This is a genomic window from Emticicia oligotrophica DSM 17448, assembly GCF_000263195.1.
GTDB classification, from domain to species: Bacteria; Bacteroidota; Bacteroidia; order Cytophagales; family Spirosomataceae; genus Emticicia; species Emticicia oligotrophica.
Genome location: NC_018749.1, coordinates 71,198 through 89,995, shown reverse-complemented (window position 1 = coordinate 89,995; position 18,798 = coordinate 71,198). Strand labels below are relative to the sequence as shown.

Genomic DNA, 18,798 nt, shown 5'->3' with positions numbered 1-18,798 from the left:
TTATTTGTTTTTACTTTTAAATCTTTGTGAAATAGTGATGAAGTAACGGTTATATGATTTTGTTGACTCGAAAGTTCCTTCATAATTGAGCATGATTGATGTACGCTTTGCTGTGTAAATGCTAGTCGAAATGCCAATGATATTTTGCTCCATTGCCTGCTGCTCGGTATTGAAAAAATTGTAGTCAACTCTTCTGAAGCTTAATTCCGCTGATAATTTACTTTTGAAAAGGTCTTTACTTAGCCTTCCACCAATGATTTTTCCATCAAAATAATAGGTATTCATCGTATTGATATTTAGGTTTAAAAAAGAGCCATTACCTAAAACTTGTGATAAATTTAGATTTACGACATAATTTTTGGTAGGTTCTGGTTTGCTCGATTGGTAGCGGTAAAAGCCTGCTACATTTAAACTCAAATATTTTGAAATACTATGATTTACTTGAACTCTAAATCCTTGTCGAGTTTCTTGGTTAATTAATTGGTCAATAAAAGTTCGATAAGATTCATAGTAAATTACATTTCTGCGGTTGTCGTATGAGGTTGAAATATTTAGCTTTTTAAACGGGCGATAACGCAGGGAAATATAGGTGCTTGTTAAGTTAACATCATTTGATTTTACACCATTTATATTTTGAAAAAGGTCTAATTCTAATGAATAAAAAAGATACATATTCTTAATTAAAGCATTAGAATGTTGGAAATATAAAAAACGGCGGTCGGTTTTGAAATTATTTTTCTGTTCGGCAAAAGCTAAACTTGTTTGAACTAAGCCATTTGGTTTTTCAATCTCGTGAGCAATAAAACCCCCTAATTGAAAGAGGGAAGAATTAAAACTGTAGTCATTATAATCAGGGTTAAAACCCGTGAAACCTCCAAAGATAATTTTTTTGTATTGATGTTGTACTTGTAAGCCATCAATTGCTCCCATATTTGCCATTCTATCGTTTATTTTTCTGCCCAGAGAAATATTTGTTTTGGGATTCGCCTCGTAATTGATGGCAAGCGTATAAACTTTAAAATCATCTCGGAATGATGTTTGCGTAAGAGAAGTATTTGCCAAACGATGTTGGTAATTGATATAATTTTGAATAGAAAACTTACTTCCATTGATATTATTTACATCAAGAACTAAGGAGGTTCGCAAGCGACTATAATTTTTCTCTTGTGCTTCCATACTTCCGTTAGCCGAAACCATCAGCCTGCCGTTAATGGTCTGTTTTCGTGGATTAGGCTCTTCATTTACCGCAATAATCTCTGTTTTTTTTGGGTTGATGCTATCATGTTTTATTTTAGTAACGGACTCTCTCGGCTCTACTTTCTCAAAGTTCTTTCGGTAATATCCAACTTTGAAGCCAACTTGAATAGTTTGGTTGGTTAGAGGTTTAGTTACACATGATTTTGAAGAAACAGCCTCTATTAAGAGTATTTTTTCCCATCTATTATTTATAAAAACAATTAAAGTATCATTGACAGATAAATCTTTGGTTTGTTCAAAACGTACGTATATGTGTGCTGGATTTACAAAAGTTACCACTCCTTCAACCAAATTATTGACTTGGGCAAAGGAGGAGAAGGTGGTGCTTATAAAAAACAATATGCCTAATATTTTTCTCATTTTTTTCTCAGTTTATTGTTTAACTATCACCTCTTGGATGGCAAGAATAACAGGCATTACTTTCATAAATATAGCCACTCTTACCTTTGTGCTCTTTATCGGTCTCTGTTTTACTATGACATTTAAAGCAAGAGAATACGGCGTAATTGGCTGAGTTTGTATGACAATCCGTACAACTATTCCACTTTCCGCGATGCTTCCCACTATAAATTGGGAACATTGCATCGTGGTTCCAATTAGCTGGTTTCCAAGCATTTTGGCTATGGCATTGTGTACAATTAGTAGGGAAGCCAGAAGCTGCGTGATTTGGACTGGCTCTATTATAATCGCCTGAATGGCAATCCACACAACTACTACGACTGAAATTACCTCCTGCATGACATTGAGTACAGTTTGAGGCAATTCTAGCGTGAGCTCCCACTAAGGGAAAATGATTATTATGATTGAAAGTCGAAGGTCTCCAACTTGGGTTTGTTGTATGACATGAGGCACAGTCTCTCGACAAATTAATATTTGTGTGATTCGGATTTGCTGCTCCGTTGTAAGCATTACTATGACATGAGTTACAGTCGGTCGGAGTACCTTTAAATCTTCCTCCAACATGACATGCCGTACAAGTTGTACTGGTATGAGCTCCTGTAAGTGGGAAGAAGTTATTATGGTTGAAATTTGCTGGCCTCCAACCCGGATTAGTTGTATGGCAAGAGGCACAATCTCTAGAGAACCCAGAAACAGTATGATTCGGATTAGCTGCTCCGTTGTAAGCATTACTATGACATGAGTTACAGTCGGTCGGAGTACCCTTAAATCTTCCTCCAATATGACAAGCCGTACAAGTTGTACTAGTATGAGCTCCTGTAAGTGGGAAGAAGTTATTATGGTTGAAATTTGCTGGCCTCCAACCCGGATTAGTTGTATGGCAAGAGGCACAATCTCTAGAGAACCCAGAAACAGCATGATTCGGATTAGCTGCTCCGTTGTAAGCATTACTATGACATGAGTTACAGTCGGTCGGAGTACCTTTAAATCTTCCTCCAGCATGACATGCCGTACAATTGTTTGCTATGTTAGCGTGTGCCCCTGTTAAAGGGTAATAATTGTTATGATTAAAGGTTGACGGCCTCCAACCTGGATTGGTGGTATGGCAAGAAGCACAATCTTTTGAAAAACCGGCTGCTGCATGATTGGGATTCGTTGCAGCATTGAAGGCGTTGGTGTGGCAAGAAGCACAATCTTTCGGAGTACTTTTCACATCTCCTTTATGGCAAGAAGCACAATTTGACGCTATGACTGCATGTCCTCCCGTTAATGGAAAGAAGTTATTATGATTAAATGAGGTAGGCCTCCAACTCGGATTTGTGGTATGACATGAAGCACAATCAGTTGATAGGTTGAGGGTATTATGGTTTGGATTTACACTTCGCTTGAAATTATCATTATGACAAGCATTACAATCTTTCGGCGTATTTTTTACATCTCCTTTATGGCAAGAAGCACAATTTGACGCTACCACCGCATGTCCACCCGTCAATGGATAAAAGACATTATGATTAAAAGTACTTGGTTTCCACCCTGGATTGGTAGTATGGCAAGAAGCACAATCAGTTGAAAGGCCCATTGCAGCGTGTTCAGGGCTTTTTGCTGTTTTGTAAGCAGCATTATGACAAGAATTGCAGTCTTTTGGGGTATTCTTATAATTACCCCCTTTATGACATTCTTGACAACTCACTGAGGCATGTGCTCCAGTAAGTGGGAAGAAGTTGTTATGAGCATCGAACCTCGCAGGCCTCCAACTTGGATTGGTGGTGTGGCAAGATGAACATTCGGTTGAAAAGCCAAATGCTTGGTGGCTTGGATTGACGGTTTTCTGATAATTTGTATTATGACAAGCATTACAATCAGTCGGAGTATTTTTATAACTGCCCTTGTGGCAATCATTACATCGTATTGTAGTATGCCCCCCTGTAAGCGGATAAAAGTTATTATGTGAGTCGAATCTTGCTGGACTCCACCCTGGGTTAGTACTATGGCAGGAAGCACAATCGGGCGAAATACCAATTGCCTTGTGGTTAGGATTCGTTGTTTTATTAAACGCAGTATTATGACAAGAATTACAGTCGTTTGACGTATTCTTGTAATTGCCTTTATGGCATTCTACACAGTTGTTAGCAATGCTTTTATGAGCACCGGTAAGTGGGTAAAAATTATCATGTACAGGAAATGAGGCAGGATTCCAACTGGGTTTAGTGGTGTGGCAAGAAGCACAGTCAGTAGATAGATTTAGCTTTGGGTGGTTTGGATTAGCTGTTTGATTAAAATCTGTTTTATGACAACCTACACATTCTGTTGGTGTATTATTAAAGTTTCCGTTAATATGGCATTTTTCACAGTCTTTGGCAATGGTAGCGTGGGCTCCAGTAAGTGGATAAAATTTATCGTGTTCAAGGAATTTTGCTGGTTTCCAGTTAGGAGTCGCCGTATGACATGAGGCACAATCAGTCGATAAATTGAGTTTTTGGTGATTAGGATTTACTGCTGCTTTAAAATCTTTTGTATGACAGTCTTTGCACTCAAGACCAATCGGATTAAACCTTACGTTTGTTTCCGATTGATGACATTTCTTACAATCAATAGTGGCATGTACTCCAGTCAATGGAAAAGAGGTTTCTTCGTGTAGTTTAGTAATATTTGAAACAATCCAGTTTTGCGTGCTATGACATCTAGCACAGTCTTTTCCAACTGTATTATTGTGTAAATCAGTATGACAAGATGCACAATTTGGAGACCCTTTCTTAAAATTTAGCGTTGTATGACAGGTTTTACAATTAATATTTCGATGCTGACCGCTCAAAGCAAACCCTGTAGTATCATGATTGAACTTAGTTTTTTTTGCATTAAAAGTCCAACCACTAGCGTTATGGCATTTAGCACAATCCATGGTGAAATTTTTCCCATGGGGTGACTGAGCAAATGCTGTTAAGGTCTGCGTCAGGAAGAGTAGTATTATAAATGACAGTCTACACATCGGTATTTGGCAATCTTATATGACCTAATTTCTTTATTATCTTTCAATGTTTCTTTGTGGCATTCTTCGCAAGAAACCGTTTGGTGTTTTCCATCTAACTTAAAATTTGTTTTATTATGGTTAAAATTCTCAGCTTTCCATGAATTTGGTGTGTGGCATCTTGCACAATCTGTTTGATTATTCTTTTTGAATTGCCCCCCATGAACATCCTGATGGCAAGCACTGCATTGCGTAGAGACTCCCTTAAAAATCTGAGTTGGTGGTGTTGTATCTTTATGAGTATGACACTCCCCACAAGCTACTTTCGTATGGCTGCCTATTAGAGCAAAAGCTGTTTGTTTATGGTCGAATTTTACTTCTTGCCAATTATTCGTATTATGGCAACTGCTACAAGATTCTTTCCCATAAAATTTAGCTTCAAGTTTACCAGCATGTATATCTTGATGACATTCAACGCAAGCGGTTGGTAGGTTGTTAAACGTCCATTTTTTATCAGATAAATGACAAGCAAAACAAGGCTGTGCCAAGTGGGCTCCAACCAACTTAAACTTACTTTTATTGTGTTGCTCAATTGTAAAATTTGATGGACTAAATCCTTCCACACGGTGGCAAGTGGCACAATCTGGGTATTTATCTTTTTTAGTTGCAAAATCGCCGTTATGCTTATCGTTGTGGCAATTCATGCAGGTATTATGAGGCAGTGGGTCGGTGAAATCTGCTTTGTGGCAGGTTTTACAATCTACAACTTCATGTTTTCCTTCTAGGGGGTAATCAGTTTTATCGTGGTCGAATTTTCCAACAAAAGATTTATTCTTAAGTAAAAAGGATTGCTCATTATGACAAGACTTACAATCTTGACCAAGTTTGCCTTCGTGTATATCCTTATGGCACGTAATACATGTAATATTTTTTACGGCCGAAAACTCTTGAAAACCACCTTCGCCACCAACTGTTTTTTCATGACATTTCTTACAATTAATCTCTCGGTGTTTGCCTTCTAAATGATATCCAGTAAGGGTGTGATTAAAGGCTTTGGTGGGAGAAATTTTTGTAAAAGAATCTTCAGTATGACATGCTTCGCAATTTCCGCCAAATTTTCCTTTATGGGTATCTTTATGACAACTACTACAATTATTGAATGGAATATTTGAGTATTTGGTAAATTTATCTCCATTCCGTACTTCTGTTTTATGACAAGAAGCACAGTCAACCGTTTTATGGGCTCCTTTTAATGTAAAGTCGGCATTGTTATGATTAAAAAGTGTTGCAGGTTTAAATTCGTTCTGATTATGACAGGAGGCACAGTCAGAAGAGAGCGTTTTTTTGTGGTAATCCTCATGGCATGAAAGACACTTTGTATCTAAACCCAAGAATGTTTTAGGCTTAGATTTGAGAGAAGCTACAACTATATTTTCGGATTTATGGCACTCATTACAGTTGACAATTTTTGTTTTGTGAGCCCCTTTTAATTCAAAACCAGTTTGTTTATGATTAAAAGTCTTTTTATCGAACCTAATCATGTCAAAATTGAGCTCATGATGTTCGCTGTGGCAGACTATACATTCTTTCCCTTTGATAGCAGCCGAGACGTGGAACCCCTTATTGGCTGCAACTCTTACATTCAACTCCTTATGGCAAGCCAAACACTTCTGATTAGATACTTTATCACCAATTGAATGGCATTGTGTACAATTTGAAATGCCTTCTAACTTTGCATGAGCCTTAGATAGTTTTCCGGGTGAAAGTTGGGCGTAAGAAATATTTATAATTGTAAAGAATAGACAAATTAGAGGAACACGTATCAAAGTCAACCAGTCCGAATTGTTAAGGTTCGAAAAGTTTGCTTTTGAGAGCATCATTGGCGTATGTGTTTCTATTTGAATCATTTATGAGATTTTACGATATACCCAAACCTTTTTGTTATTTCGATACCTGATTTTTTCAAAAATTCGGTTGGTAACTCTCCACCAGCGAAAATGTAAACTAAGTCATTAGGAATCTTTAATAGCTCATCTTGCTTTTTGAGTATCACCGCATTGGGTGTTATTTGTTGAACCTGTGTGCTAAATTCCATTCTCAAAGACTTTTGCTCAATAGCTTCTTTAATTCGTTCTAAATTTTTGGGTTTAAGCCTGTTAAAATTCTCACTTCTATACGAGAGTGTCACTTGATTTTCAGGAGCCAATAAAAGTGCATTTTCGATGGCCGAATCGCCACCTCCAACTACTAATATGTGTTTGTTTTGAATTAATTCGGGCTCTAATAAACGATAGGCTACTTTTTCCAATTCTTCGCCCACTACATTCAATTTTCTCGGGCTACCCCTTCGTCCAATAGCTAACAAGACTCTGTTTGTGATAAACTCGGTGCCTGTTTCTGATACTACTACATAGTTTTTATCATCTTTAACTATCTCTTTTATTTTGCAATTTTCTACGATTGATATATCATTTTTACTCGTAACCGATTGCCAGAGCTCCAGTAACTCTGTTTTACTCGTTTCAAATAATTTAACTTTTCCATGAAGAGGTAAATCCATTGGCGACGTCATGACAACTTTGGCTCTCGGAAAGTTGAAAACCGTTCCACCGAGTGAATCTTGGTCAACAATTAAGAACTTTAAACCTAATTTCTTAGCTTGCAATGACGCTGAAATACCCGCTGGTCCTGCTCCTATGATTACTAAATCGTAGGTTGCTTGATGGTTTTTATCCATGCTGGCATAAATATTATCAACGGCTTGTTTGCCTTGCTCGACACTATTTTTTATCAAACCCATTCCACCAAGTTCGCCTGCAATAAAAATTCCTTTTACATTGGTTTCAAAGTTTTGATTCACATGTGGCAAATCTACTCCACGTTTTTCGGTTCCAATTTTTAAAGAAATCGCTTCAACGGGGCAAGCATGAAAACATGCTCCGTGACCCACGCAATTTGAGGCATTTACTAACTCAGCACGGTCATCCACAATTCCGATAATATCTTTTTCGGGGCATGCTGCCACACAAGCACCACTCCCGATACAAGCATTAGGGTCGATAAATGGAAATAATGAAACGGGTTCGTAAATACCTTCTTCTTTAGCCTTCTCAATTTTGTTTTGAACGCTTTTTGATTTCTTCGATACTATCTTCAAATACACAAGCATCACTATTCCACATAGCAAAAAACCAACGCCGTAAATTAGTATTTCTTCTAAATTCATATTCTTAAAATACCCATCTATAACCAAAAGCTAACGTAACAACTACATGAATAAGCATTATAACAAGCATGATTATGGCAAAAGGTAAATGTATTACGTGCCAATAGCGAAACATTCGCTGCATGAAAACCAAGCGTTCAATTTTTCTACTTATATTTAACTCATCATCGACCAGCAATAACACACTTTTTATTTTGCTCGGCTCTAGTTGCGAGCTTTTAAGGTGTTTTTTTATGGTTTTCTTGAGCTGCCAATCAATAAAATATTGGCTTAAAATATTGCCTTTCAAGGCCGCAATTGCTGTCAAACGTATGATTTCTGATAAACGCTCTGTTCCGATTTCATTTTTTATTTTATCGGTCATTTCACTCCGCATATCTTTAATTTCGTGCAAACTCAGCTCTTGGCCTTGAATTGTTCTCGGAATCTGCAAATAAATAAAACGCCCTACTACACCACTGGCAACCACCGCAACCATACTCCAAAAACTGATAGAAACTAAGCCTCCAAACTTAAAAGAAGTATGAAATAGAACCATAATTGGCCCGAGTGTACACAGAAAAATATGGAATTCTAGCCAGTGTTTAAGTACCCAAACTTTCGACAAAGACTTTAAATATTTACGAGCTTGGTATCCAAAAACTCCAATTATCATCAAAACTGTTCCTGAAATGCCCAAACCATGACCCATTGTTCCACTTGGTTTTAGGAGTTTGTGGTCGGCATGATAAAATCGTTCTTCGATGGTTGTATTGTAATATGATTTCCCAAATACAGCCAAATAGATTGTAACAAACACTACAATCAAAGCCATGGAGCCTAAGTATATTCTATGTGCTGTTTTACTCATTTATTAAAAGCTTTTTTAGCTACGGGCCATTTTCTTTTTATAGCTGATATACGCCCAAATACTCAATGCCGTCAGTGTAATGGTTGTATAATATACTTCGGCTGGAATAGGAACGGGGTCTCCAGCAGCATAAGAATGTAATCCTGATAAATAATAGTTTACACCCAAATAGGTCATTATCACGGTGGCAAAACCAAATAATGAGGCGAAATTATACGCATAAACACTTTGTAATTTTGGGATAAATCTCATGTGAAGAATAAACCCATAAACTAAAATTGTTACCAATGCCCAAGTTTCTTTGGCATCCCAGCCCCAGTATCTACCCCAAGATTCGTTGGCCCAGACACCACCTAAATAGGTTCCAACACTTATCATTACTAAACCAGCCGTTAGGATAATTTCACTTACGATTGTCAGTTCTTTAATGGCTCTGATGGTATTGGTCTTATTCTTTTCATTCAATAAAATCATTAATATTAAATTGAGCATTCCAATTACTGCACCAAGCATCAAAAAGCCATAACTTCCCGCTTCGAGTGAAACGTGAATGGTTAACCAATAAGATTTTAGTACAGGAACTAAAGGCGTGATTTCGGGGTCGAGCCAACTCATACTCGCTACCAGTAAAACTGTTGCAGCAAGGGTAGCAGTGGCTGCTAAACCTCCGAGCGATTTTCGAGAAATAAGAAGACCCGCCAACATGGTTGTCCAGCCAATGTAAATCATTGATTCATAGCCATTACTCCAAGGTGCTCTACCTGAAATATACCATCTTAAACCCAGGCCAATTGTGTGAAAAACAAAACCAGCCAATAAGGTGAAATAGGCATATTTTGTAAGTTTGGCTGTAAGATTATTTTTTTTAACAGTTACGTATAAAAAGCCAATTGTAAGAACCAAGCTCAGAATTCCATATACATTGCGGAGTCTATTAAAAACATCTAATTTATTGAGTGTTAATTCTGCGTTCAGTTTTGTTTCGGAAGGCATAATGGCACTTCCATATTTTTTTTGGTAGATTGATATTTCTTCCAAAGCTTTATCGGCTTTGGCAAAGTTTCCACTATTAGCCGATTCGCTTAAAGCATTGATATAATTTAAAAAAAGTCCTTGTGCTTCAGTCTGATTGGCAGTAGTTTGATGATTATGCATGATTTCTGCCGCCGAAAGCCAAGTATTGGTGCTATCGTTTGGTTGCGGAAAAAGTCTAAACAAACTACCCGAAAAAACCATGTTTACTATGTTGATTTTTTCATCTAACTTAATAACAGCCTTTTCAAAAGTGCCTTGGTCTTTTGGCATCATCGACTGAGCACTTTTTACATGGGATTCTAACAAGTAATTTCCATCTTGATTAAAAAATGCGGCATAACTCAGCATATTTTCCTCAGAATTCAGAATTTTCCTGATTTCGGGGTGGTTTGGCACTTGTATTATTTTTGATTGCGTCCATTGGTCGGGCGACAAAATCATGGAAAGAATTATTTGTTCTGCACTTAGGTCAAATAAGGATTCTTTTTTTGAAATCTTTCTTAAAATCTCATTGGCGTACGTATTGACAGGTTTTACTCGACCATTATGGTCTTGTACAGCGAGTTTCCCAAAAGCAGTGGCGTGTTCTTTTGATATTTGAACTCCCTCGTTTGCCCAAACGCTTGTGGAAAATAATCCAAATAGAATAATACTACTCGCAGTTGATTGAAATTCTTTGAGTTTTCTTAACAGATAAGCAAATCTACTTTTTTTATCGAAAAAATTTAGAAATAAACCAATTGTGAGTAGAGCATAGCCAATATATGAAACCAAAGTGCCCCAATAATCATGGTTTACACTTAAATAAGTACCAAATTCGTCTTGGTCGAAAGAAGATTGGAAGAATCTATATCCTCCATAATCGAGAATATTATTCATAAAAATTCTATAATCTTGATTAACCCCATTCGAAGAATCAATCAATTTTACCTCACTTGCATAGGAAGAAGGATTTTCTGTACCCGGATATTTTTCAAGAATAAAATCTTTACATAAAATGGAAAAAGGTAACTCTTCAATTTTTGAACCATAGCTGATTGCAATTTTCAAATACTCAAATGATAAGATATTAGCTTCGCCTTCATCTCCTTTTCTGCCCATTATCAATGCTTCTTGAGTTTTACCATTCACTTTTACCGAAAGATTTAATCCAACCAAACTTTCATTTTTGACTTTATTACTCGCAGATTCTATTTTTAGGATACCTTTTTCAATAAAATCACCTATTACGAAGCTACTTCCTGCCACCGAATAAAGCGAACGAAGCATTAAAGGATGAGAAACGTTACCAGCCAGAGTATCGCTTTTTTGTGTGGCCATCACCGTTTGATTAACCGTTTGATTGGTCTGAAAAATCAAAGAGCCATTTTCTAAATTGATATTAAAATCACCTTCTACAAGTTGGCCAGTAAAATTGAAATGAACACCATTGATTGTGGCTTGTTCGCCTTGTTTTACAAAGTATTCTTCTCGACCGCCATTACCAGCCACAACTACTTTTACCATTGGGACTCCCGAAGGGTCAGGTATGGCTTTTTGTACGGGATTAGGTAAGAAACCATTAAGTTTAACCTCAATGATATTATTGCCTATTTGATAAGAATTTTCAAAAGAATTATTGCCCAAACTTGAAAAAAAGGCAGGTTCTTCGAATGAATAAGTTTTTTCGTTGAATAATACTTGAAATTTAAGATAACTTTCCGTCGATAAATACTTATTAGTTGTTTGTCCTTCACGAATGTGCATCATGCCTTCGCTACCTGCATATCGAGTGATGGCGGCTCCGATTAAGATAATAATAATAGAAAGGTGAAAGCAGAGTGAAGCCCATTTGCGTTGAGCAATTAGTTTATATCGCCAAACATTAGCAAGAATAGAAAGTCCAAATAAAAATAATAAAATCTCAAACCATTTAGTTCGAAAGACTACCTCTTGAGCAGAACTTGTTCCAAAATCATTTTCAATAAAAGTAGCTACGCCAATAGCTGCGGCAAATAACAAGAAGTACATGCCAGCCGCTCGCGTAGATGTTAGGGCCGTAAAAAACTTTTGAATTTTATTTATCATCGACTCAAAAAATAGGGAATTCAAATAATTTAAGAATAATACACAAACTGAGGGATAGTGACTAATCAATATGGGGTTTACTGGACGTTGAGTATTTTTTTAGCCAGTAAATGAATGCTTTAAATATGATTTTGTTGTACTTCCTTTGTCTAATTTATTGAAAAAATCAATTCTCATAGTTAAATACGGATATTTTTTTAATTTGCTTCCTCGTTTGCATTTTTTTTTATATTTTATTAATTATTGGCGGGATATTATTCTTCCTGCATCTTCATAATTAACTGAGTAACTAATAAAAATCAGCTATTAGGAAGCAAAATTTAGTAAATCGCCGTAATTCTTATTGACTAACTATTAACCTATTCTTGCGTGTGCTTTTTAGAAGAAGAAATAAAAAATTTTATCTGCCAGATGTGATTGATGGCTGTAAACGAAGGCGTCAATTAGACCAGAAAGAATTGTATGAAAATTATGCAAATTTTGCAAAAAACATTTGCTTAAGATATGCCGTTAATGAGATTGAAGCAGAAGAAATGCTTAGTGATGGCTTCTTAAAAATCTTTAATAATATAGATAAATATGATACAAACCAGTCTTTTGATGCATGGTTTCGTACTATAATGGTCAATTCTGCTATAGATTACTTTAGAAAACATCATTCAAAAGTAGATTTTACTGATTTAGACTCTGCCAAAGAAATACACACAAATGATATAGAGTTTGACTTAATTTCTGCAGAAGAAATTATGGCATTTATACAGAGATTAACGCCAGTTTATCGTACAGTTTTTTCATTATCAGCTGTAGAAGGTTATTCCTACAAAGAAATATCTGAAATGTTAGGAGTCACAGAAAGTGCAGTACGTGCAAATATTTTCAAAGCACGAACTAAATTACAAGTATGGATAAGTGAATACATGGCAAGACAAACAATAATTTAAAGCAATGTCATCAAGCGAATTATTTGATAAAAAAATAAAAGAAAAACTGGAGAGTATCAATAAACCAGTTAGCGAAAATGTTTGGAAAAACCTCAAACAACAAATGCCAGTTCCGTGGTATATTGATTTTTGGCGTAAATATGCATTGCCTTTTTATGCTACAATTACTTCAATTTTATTGCTTTTTAGTTTAAAAGAGCTTATTGAAAACCATAATCAAATAGAAATTTTGAATGATAAGATTACTACTATTCAACAAAATAAATCATTGATAAATACGCAAACGATAGTTCATCGAGATACGATTATTGTAGAAAAATATGTGTATTACAAGGCTAATGAAGATAAGAAATTATTGACTTTTTCTGGAAAAGATAATAGCCAATTGCTAAGAAATAGTGCTTTTGTTGCGAAAAGCGATGATGATTCCAAAAAGACAGCAGAACCTCAAAAAATAGAGAAGTCTTCTGAGGAGAGAAGTGAATCAGTAAAAACCTTAGAGGAAAATTTAGGTGAAAAGAAAGTAGTTCAAACCAGTTTGGTGAATGATGAATCATCGGTAATCGGTGAAAAAAAAGATTCTGTCAATACTTTGAAAAGCCCTAAAGTAGAAGCTCAACAAGCCATGCCAAGTTCAACTAAACGAAAGTTTCAGTGGCCAAAATTGCAAACACGATTTGGCCTTTCGAGTTCTGTTAGTATTGCGGGTGAAGTAAATTTAGGGCCAATGACGGAGTTATTTCTTACACCAAGTTTGGGGCTTTCAGCCGGATTGGGTTTTAATAAATATCCAAACTTAGAATATGGCTCTCCGCAGCAATTTAATCAACAAACAGGTCAAAATTTTGTACAGACCTACAACTCTAAAGTACCTAAAAACTATGATGCTTTGACGGAAATAGGTATTAATACATCAATTTTAGAGTTACCTATTGCTTTGAACTATTATATCCCAATTAATCGAAAATTTGATTTTAAGTTCTCTTTTGGTACTCATTTAGACCTAAAATTATATCAAAATATAAAATTTGAAACATATTATCAAGGAGAAGAAATATATACTAATTTCAATACTTATGCAGCCAAAAACACTTTGCATAATATGATTCTCGGTGCTGGAGTACAGTATAAGCAAAGAAATGTTTCGTTTATTTTAACACCGACATATATTTATAATTTCAGAGAGGTTGATTATGTAAATTCTGGAGGAGTTTTTCGTTTGAATGGTTCAATCATGATTGATTTTAAAAGTAAGTGATTAATTATATGATTCTTATGAAAGCCTGTGTATTCAACACAGGCTTTTTGTTTATAAAGAATTCTAAATAAGCTAAATATGATGAAGCAGAAGTAAATTTCACCAATACTTATTAATTAAAGAATGATTAAAAAACTTACTTATAGGAAGCAAATACGGAGAATCGTACGTATTCAGTTATATAAATAAACACTTATTTAAGTATGAACTTAGAAGAGAAAATTAGTAGAAATGAATTTCTTAAAAAGATGGGATTCACCGGAGCTGCTTTGATGGCACTTTATACACTTGATAGCTGTGTCAATGAAACTGGCGTAACCCCATCGGGGACGGCAACTTTAGATTTGTCATTACCAGCAAATGCTGCTTTGAAAAATGAAGGGGGGTATGTAGTAACTAATGGAATTGTAGTAGCAAAATACAATGGTAACTATATTGCTGCCACACTTACTTGTAGTCATGAAGGAAGAACACAGATAAGTTTTAAAAATAATGAATGGTATTGCTCTGCACACGGAGCAAGATTCGATGTATCTGGGAAAGGACTAAATACCGAAGGAAAAAAAGGTTTAGGAATTTATAAAACGTCGCTTTCTGGAAATATTTTAACCGTAACACCCTAAATGAAAAAAGAGCTAATTGCCATTTGTATTATGATGTTTTGTGCTTCGGCACAAGCACAAGATTTACTTGATGAGCTTGACAAAACTGTTAAACCCAAAAAGACGTATAGTTCAGCTACATTCAAATCTACGAGAATTATTAACGGTCATTCTGTTGAGACTATCTCTAAGAATCATTTAGATTTTAGAATTTCCCACCGATTTGGAAAATTAAATGATGGAGCGTATAATTTCTTTGGACTTGACCAAGCAACTATGCGTATTGGACTTGAGTATGGTTTAACTGATTTTTTAATGGTAGGAATTGGAAGAAGTACCACTCAAAAAACTTTTGATTATTTCGCCAAATATAAAGTATTAAGACAAGCTAAAGGAGGAAGCCCAGTTAGTATTACTGCTTTTGGTTCTGTCGATGCTATATCACTTACGACAAGCCCACAATTTAGGTTTTACAATAATTTAGAACGTTTAACCTATACAGGTCAATTATTGATAGCTAGAAAATTTGGAGAGCGTCTTTCATTACAACTTACGCCAACTTTTATTCATAGAAATAAAGTAGAATTAGATACTGAACCTAACGATATTATGGCAGTGGGCATAGGCGGACGTGTAAAAATTAGCAAGCGTACTTCTTTCAATGCCGAATACTTTTATCGTTTACCTATGAGCCTTGAACCGGGTATTCCAACAAACCCGAATTATTACAATTCTTTGTCAATGGGTTTTGATATTGAAACTGGTGGACACGTTTTCCAATTACATTTTACCAATTCACTTGGCATGATTGAAAGACAGTTTATTGGGCAAACAGAAGGGAATTGGGCCAAAGGAGATGTTCATTATGGGTTTAATATTTCAAGAACTTTTAGTTTTGATAAAAAGAAAAAAATATGAAAAATATAACAAAAATAATTATTGCGATTATACTCGCAATTCCTGCTTTTGCACAGCAAAATCAATGGATTTGTCGAACTGGTGAAACAAGCTTCTTTTCTGAAACGCCCTTAGAAAATATTGCCGCTGTTAATAAAAATGTGGCTTCAATTATTGATTTTACGAAAGGTGAAATTGCGGTTCGAATGACGATGACCGACTTTAAATTTCAGAATCATTTAATGGAAGAACATTTTAATGAAAACTACATGGAATCTGAAAAATTTCCAACGGGAACCTTTAAAGGTAAAATCCAAGAAACGATTGATGTAACTAAAAACGGTACTTATGATATTTCTGCCAAGGGACAATTAACCATGCATGGCGTATCTAAAGAGCGACTAATAAAAGGGAAATTGACCATCAATAACGGTCAACTTACACTAATTAGTAATATTGATGTTCCTCTAAAAGACCACAATATTGAAATACCTACCCTTGTAATGGCTAAAATTGCTGAGGTTATAGCGGTTAAAAATAAATTTGTATTTACATTAAAATAAGTAAACAACAATGCTTAGAGTTATCATTTTATTAGCCGTTGGCTTACTTAATTTTGGTTGCTATTATAAGAAAAATGCTTCTCCAAATCCCGCATCAAATACAGGACCATCTGGAGAAGTTATACAATTAAATTGTGTGAATACCTCTTCTTCATCAAATACAAACTCTGAAACTGTTTGCTTTGATTCGCAAGTATTACCCTTTTTTCAAACAAACTGTGCGATGAGTGGCTGTCATGATTCAAAAACTCGCGAAGAAGGTTATGACCTAAGTTCGTACAGCACAATTATTAAAAGAGGAATAAATACGAGTAAACCAACTAACAGTGAACTTTATAAAGTAATTGTTGATACTGGTAGAGATAGAATGCCGCCACCACCACGTCAAGCCATCTCAAAACAACAGTCGGATATGATTTTGAAATGGATTCAACAAGGTGCTAAAGAAACAGCTTGTGGGGTGAGTGTTGATGCAACAAACCCAACGTTTGCGAAAGTAATTAAGCCAATTATTGATGTAAATTGTTTGGGTTGCCATCAATCAGGAAGTGCTTCTGGTAATATTGTTTTAGATAGTTACAACACAATAAAACAGCAAGTTGATAATGGAAGGCTATGGGGTTCAATTGCCCAATTGCAAGGGTTTAGTCCGATGCCGCAAGGCCGTAAGTTATCAGATTGTGAGTTGACAGCCTTTAAAAACTGGATTGATAAGGGAGCTAAGAATGATTAGTCAATTCAGTAGTTGATAAAGAATTAAATTTCAGGCTATATTAGGCATTAATATAGCCTGAAAACAATCATCAAATTATTTTACCTCTTTTACAATAACCCTACCAAGTATTCAAGTAATATATGTGAGCCATTATTACTAGTCTTACCCCGCCCCCCGATAACCCATACAGACAAAGTATTTGTAAAATGGTTATCAAAAAACACAATTAATAATTCAGAACCGCAACAAGGCTGTTTTATTTAAAAAAATAATTTCTATCATTTTTTTTAAAAAATTATTACTCTAGATTTGAATCATACAACTGTTATGACTAACCCCATTCAGTATGTGGGTTTGAACTCAAGGGTATAATTCAAACTTTGTGAATTTAATGAAGTTTAGTAATGAAAATTCTCGTTTTAGAAAAGCGGGAATGGTAGGCATATCTTAACCTTAAAACAATCCATATAGCCATGATAGATAAACACTTCAAATTGATTTTAGATAATAGTTCAGAAAGCATTGTCTTCATTGGTACAAATCACGAGGTTTTGGCATTCAACAAAAAACTTAGAGATGTACTTTATCAATATTATAATAAAGAAATAAAAGAGGGAGATTTATATTATCCTGATTTTGTCATTGAAGCCAATCAAAAATTTTATCTTCAAGGTTTTGACTCAGCTATTAATGGAACCCCCTTTTCAATTCAATATCTTTCGAAAGTTGAAAATGTATCATATTGGTTTGAATATAAAATGATGCCAATTTATGAAGATGGTAAATTATTTGGAGTTACACAAAGCATAAAAGACATAACTAGAGAGAAAGTAGCCGAACAAAAGATTATTGATTTTTCGGAGAAACTACAAGCTTTTTTAAATAATACGGATGAGTCTATCACCTTATTAGATATGCATAGTAAGATTATGTTCATGAATCAAACTGCTCTTAAAACCATCACTCATAACACAGGGGGGGATAATTTTATTGGAGAAGATTTCAGAGACTTTATACCGGATAAAAATAATTTATTTTATAAATACTTCCCAATTGCTCTGCAGGGAGAAAATACAATAATAGACGTTTCTTATCTGAATACATTAGGTGAAACCATTTGGTATCAAACAAAATTTAATTCTGTGTATGATCAAAGCGGTAAGCAGATAGGCGTTTCAATTTTTGCGAAAGATATTAGCAATCAAAAAGCACTTGAAAAGAGCCTACAGGATAGTGAAGAAAAATTTAGAAAAATATCAGAATTAATGCCAGTTGGAGTGTTATTATCTGATGATAACTTTAAAATAAATTATTCTAATATTGCTGCAAGGGAGATTTTTCAATATTCAGAAGTTGAAATCAAAGAACTTTGCATTAGTAATGTGTTTGAAGGTTTTTCGATAAGCGAATCTGGTAAATTAAAAATTGATGATTTAGTTATTGACAATCCTTTTTTTAGCCAAGAAAAATTAATAGGATTGACAAAAATAAATGAAAAAAAACAGTTGCTTCTTAGTTCAAGTTCATTTTTTATTCAAGAAAATCAGCACTTCATTTTCATCGTTCAAGATATTACAAGTATTAATCAAAAGGATAATATCATTAAAGAACAAAACACTAAATTGCGGGATATTTCTTGGTATCAGTCGCATTTATTAAGGGCTCCACTAGCGAAAATTATGGGAATAGTAAAACTTTTAGAAGATGGCATAATTAGTGATGAATCAGAGAAAGAATTCTTGTTGAAAGCAATTTATGAAAGTTCAACAGAATTAGACAAAGTAATACATGATATAGTAAATAAAACATAGTTGATGGGCTATGATAGATTAATCTATACAACTCCCCTAGAAATATTACTGATAATCTTGTAAATTACTTTTGGGTTTGAATTTTTGTTTATGAATCAATTCCTTACACTTAAATATTATCCGAACAGATAAATATAAAACAAACCAAAGAGCTAATTTTTTATTTCAATGCCAATATATGTAAGATTTATATTACGAAATAGGCAACCTTT

General features: G+C 34.9%; 13 protein-coding genes. 7 read left to right on the top strand and 6 right to left on the bottom strand.

Features of this window, described 5'->3' with window-relative positions; translation table 11 throughout:
- Genes EMTOL_RS21110 through EMTOL_RS21085 form a run of 6 tightly spaced genes read right to left on the bottom strand, consistent with a single transcriptional unit; the run spans nt 1 to nt 11,799 of the window.
- Complete coding sequence (locus tag EMTOL_RS21110; protein ID WP_015031200.1) at nt 1-1,617, bottom strand: porin family protein; 1,617 nt, start codon at nt 1,615-1,617, stop codon at nt 1-3.
- Between the two features lie 19 nt (nt 1,618-1,636).
- Nucleotides 1,637-4,642 carry a cytochrome c3 family protein gene (locus EMTOL_RS21105; protein ID WP_015031199.1) on the bottom strand — a complete coding sequence of 1,002 codons (3,006 nt, stop codon included), beginning with the start codon at nt 4,640-4,642 and terminating at the stop codon, nt 1,637-1,639.
- Complete coding sequence (locus tag EMTOL_RS21100) at nt 4,621-6,528, bottom strand: cytochrome c3 family protein (protein ID WP_015031198.1); 1,908 nt, start codon at nt 6,526-6,528, stop codon at nt 4,621-4,623. The genes EMTOL_RS21105 and EMTOL_RS21100 overlap by 22 nt, the downstream gene beginning before the upstream one ends.
- Nucleotides 6,525-7,847 (bottom strand): NAD(P)-binding domain-containing protein, encoded by a 1,323-nt coding sequence (locus tag EMTOL_RS21095; RefSeq protein ID WP_015031197.1) that lies wholly within the window; start codon nt 7,845-7,847, stop codon nt 6,525-6,527. The genes EMTOL_RS21100 and EMTOL_RS21095 overlap by 4 nt, the downstream gene beginning before the upstream one ends.
- Before the next feature lie 4 nt (nt 7,848-7,851).
- The gene (locus EMTOL_RS21090; RefSeq protein ID WP_015031196.1) at nt 7,852-8,697 is read right to left on the bottom strand and encodes a hypothetical protein; all 846 of its coding nucleotides are present in this window, start codon (nt 8,695-8,697) and stop codon (nt 7,852-7,854) included.
- 15 nt (nt 8,698-8,712) lie between these two features.
- A complete protein-coding gene (locus EMTOL_RS21085) occupies nt 8,713-11,799 on the bottom strand; it encodes a cytochrome c biogenesis protein CcsA (protein ID WP_015031195.1) in 3,087 nt (1,028 codons plus the stop codon).
- A gap of 371 nt (nt 11,800-12,170) precedes the next feature.
- Between EMTOL_RS21085 and EMTOL_RS21080 the strand changes: the two genes are divergently transcribed.
- The 7 genes from EMTOL_RS21080 (at nt 12,171) to EMTOL_RS21050 (ending at nt 18,586) form a co-directional block, all read left to right on the top strand.
- Entirely contained in the window at nt 12,171-12,740 is a 570-nt protein-coding gene (locus EMTOL_RS21080) for an RNA polymerase sigma factor (RefSeq protein WP_015031194.1), read from the top strand.
- A 4-nt stretch (nt 12,741-12,744) separates the two neighbouring features.
- Nucleotides 12,745-13,998: an outer membrane beta-barrel protein gene (locus EMTOL_RS21075; RefSeq protein ID WP_015031193.1), complete on the top strand. Its 1,254-nt coding sequence runs from the start codon at nt 12,745-12,747 to the stop codon at nt 13,996-13,998.
- A gap of 203 nt (nt 13,999-14,201) precedes the next feature.
- A complete protein-coding gene (locus EMTOL_RS21070) occupies nt 14,202-14,621 on the top strand; it encodes a QcrA and Rieske domain-containing protein (protein WP_015031192.1) in 420 nt (139 codons plus the stop codon).
- Nucleotides 14,622-15,518, top strand: coding sequence for a DUF5777 family beta-barrel protein (locus EMTOL_RS21065; RefSeq protein WP_015031191.1), 897 nt, complete (start codon nt 14,622-14,624; stop codon nt 15,516-15,518). It abuts the gene before it with no gap.
- Nucleotides 15,515-16,060 (top strand): YceI family protein, encoded by a 546-nt coding sequence (locus tag EMTOL_RS21060; protein WP_015031190.1) that lies wholly within the window; start codon nt 15,515-15,517, stop codon nt 16,058-16,060. Before EMTOL_RS21065 ends, EMTOL_RS21060 begins: the two co-directional genes overlap by 4 nt.
- A gap of 10 nt (nt 16,061-16,070) precedes the next feature.
- A complete protein-coding gene (locus EMTOL_RS21055; protein ID WP_015031189.1) occupies nt 16,071-16,793 on the top strand; it encodes a c-type cytochrome domain-containing protein in 723 nt (240 codons plus the stop codon).
- Between the two features lie 455 nt (nt 16,794-17,248).
- A complete protein-coding gene (locus EMTOL_RS21050) occupies nt 17,249-18,586 on the top strand; it encodes a PAS domain S-box protein (protein WP_015031188.1) in 1,338 nt (445 codons plus the stop codon).
- Nucleotides 18,587-18,798: the final 212 nt, after the last annotated feature.

Bases quoted from the DNA above. Each gene is read 5' to 3' on its own strand.
- EMTOL_RS21090 (WP_015031196.1), bottom strand. From the start codon at position 8,697: ATGAGTAAAACAGCACATAGAATATACTTAGGCTCCATGGCTTTGATT.
- EMTOL_RS21075 (WP_015031193.1), top strand. From the start codon at position 12,745: ATGTCATCAAGCGAATTATTTGATAAAAAAATAAAAGAAAAACTGGAG.
- EMTOL_RS21065 (WP_015031191.1), top strand. From the start codon at position 14,622: ATGAAAAAAGAGCTAATTGCCATTTGTATTATGATGTTTTGTGCTTCG.
- EMTOL_RS21095 (WP_015031197.1), bottom strand. From the start codon at position 7,847: ATGAATTTAGAAGAAATACTAATTTACGGCGTTGGTTTTTTGCTATGT.
- EMTOL_RS21070 (WP_015031192.1), top strand. From the start codon at position 14,202: ATGAACTTAGAAGAGAAAATTAGTAGAAATGAATTTCTTAAAAAGATG.
- EMTOL_RS21055 (WP_015031189.1), top strand. From the start codon at position 16,071: ATGCTTAGAGTTATCATTTTATTAGCCGTTGGCTTACTTAATTTTGGT.
- EMTOL_RS21110 (WP_015031200.1), bottom strand. From the start codon at position 1,617: ATGAGAAAAATATTAGGCATATTGTTTTTTATAAGCACCACCTTCTCC.
- EMTOL_RS21085 (WP_015031195.1), bottom strand. From the start codon at position 11,799: ATGATAAATAAAATTCAAAAGTTTTTTACGGCCCTAACATCTACGCGA.
- EMTOL_RS21060 (WP_015031190.1), top strand. From the start codon at position 15,515: ATGAAAAATATAACAAAAATAATTATTGCGATTATACTCGCAATTCCT.
- EMTOL_RS21100 (WP_015031198.1), bottom strand. From the start codon at position 6,528: ATGATTCAAATAGAAACACATACGCCAATGATGCTCTCAAAAGCAAAC.
- EMTOL_RS21105 (WP_015031199.1), bottom strand. From the start codon at position 4,642: ATGTGTAGACTGTCATTTATAATACTACTCTTCCTGACGCAGACCTTA.
- EMTOL_RS21050 (WP_015031188.1), top strand. From the start codon at position 17,249: ATGATAGATAAACACTTCAAATTGATTTTAGATAATAGTTCAGAAAGC.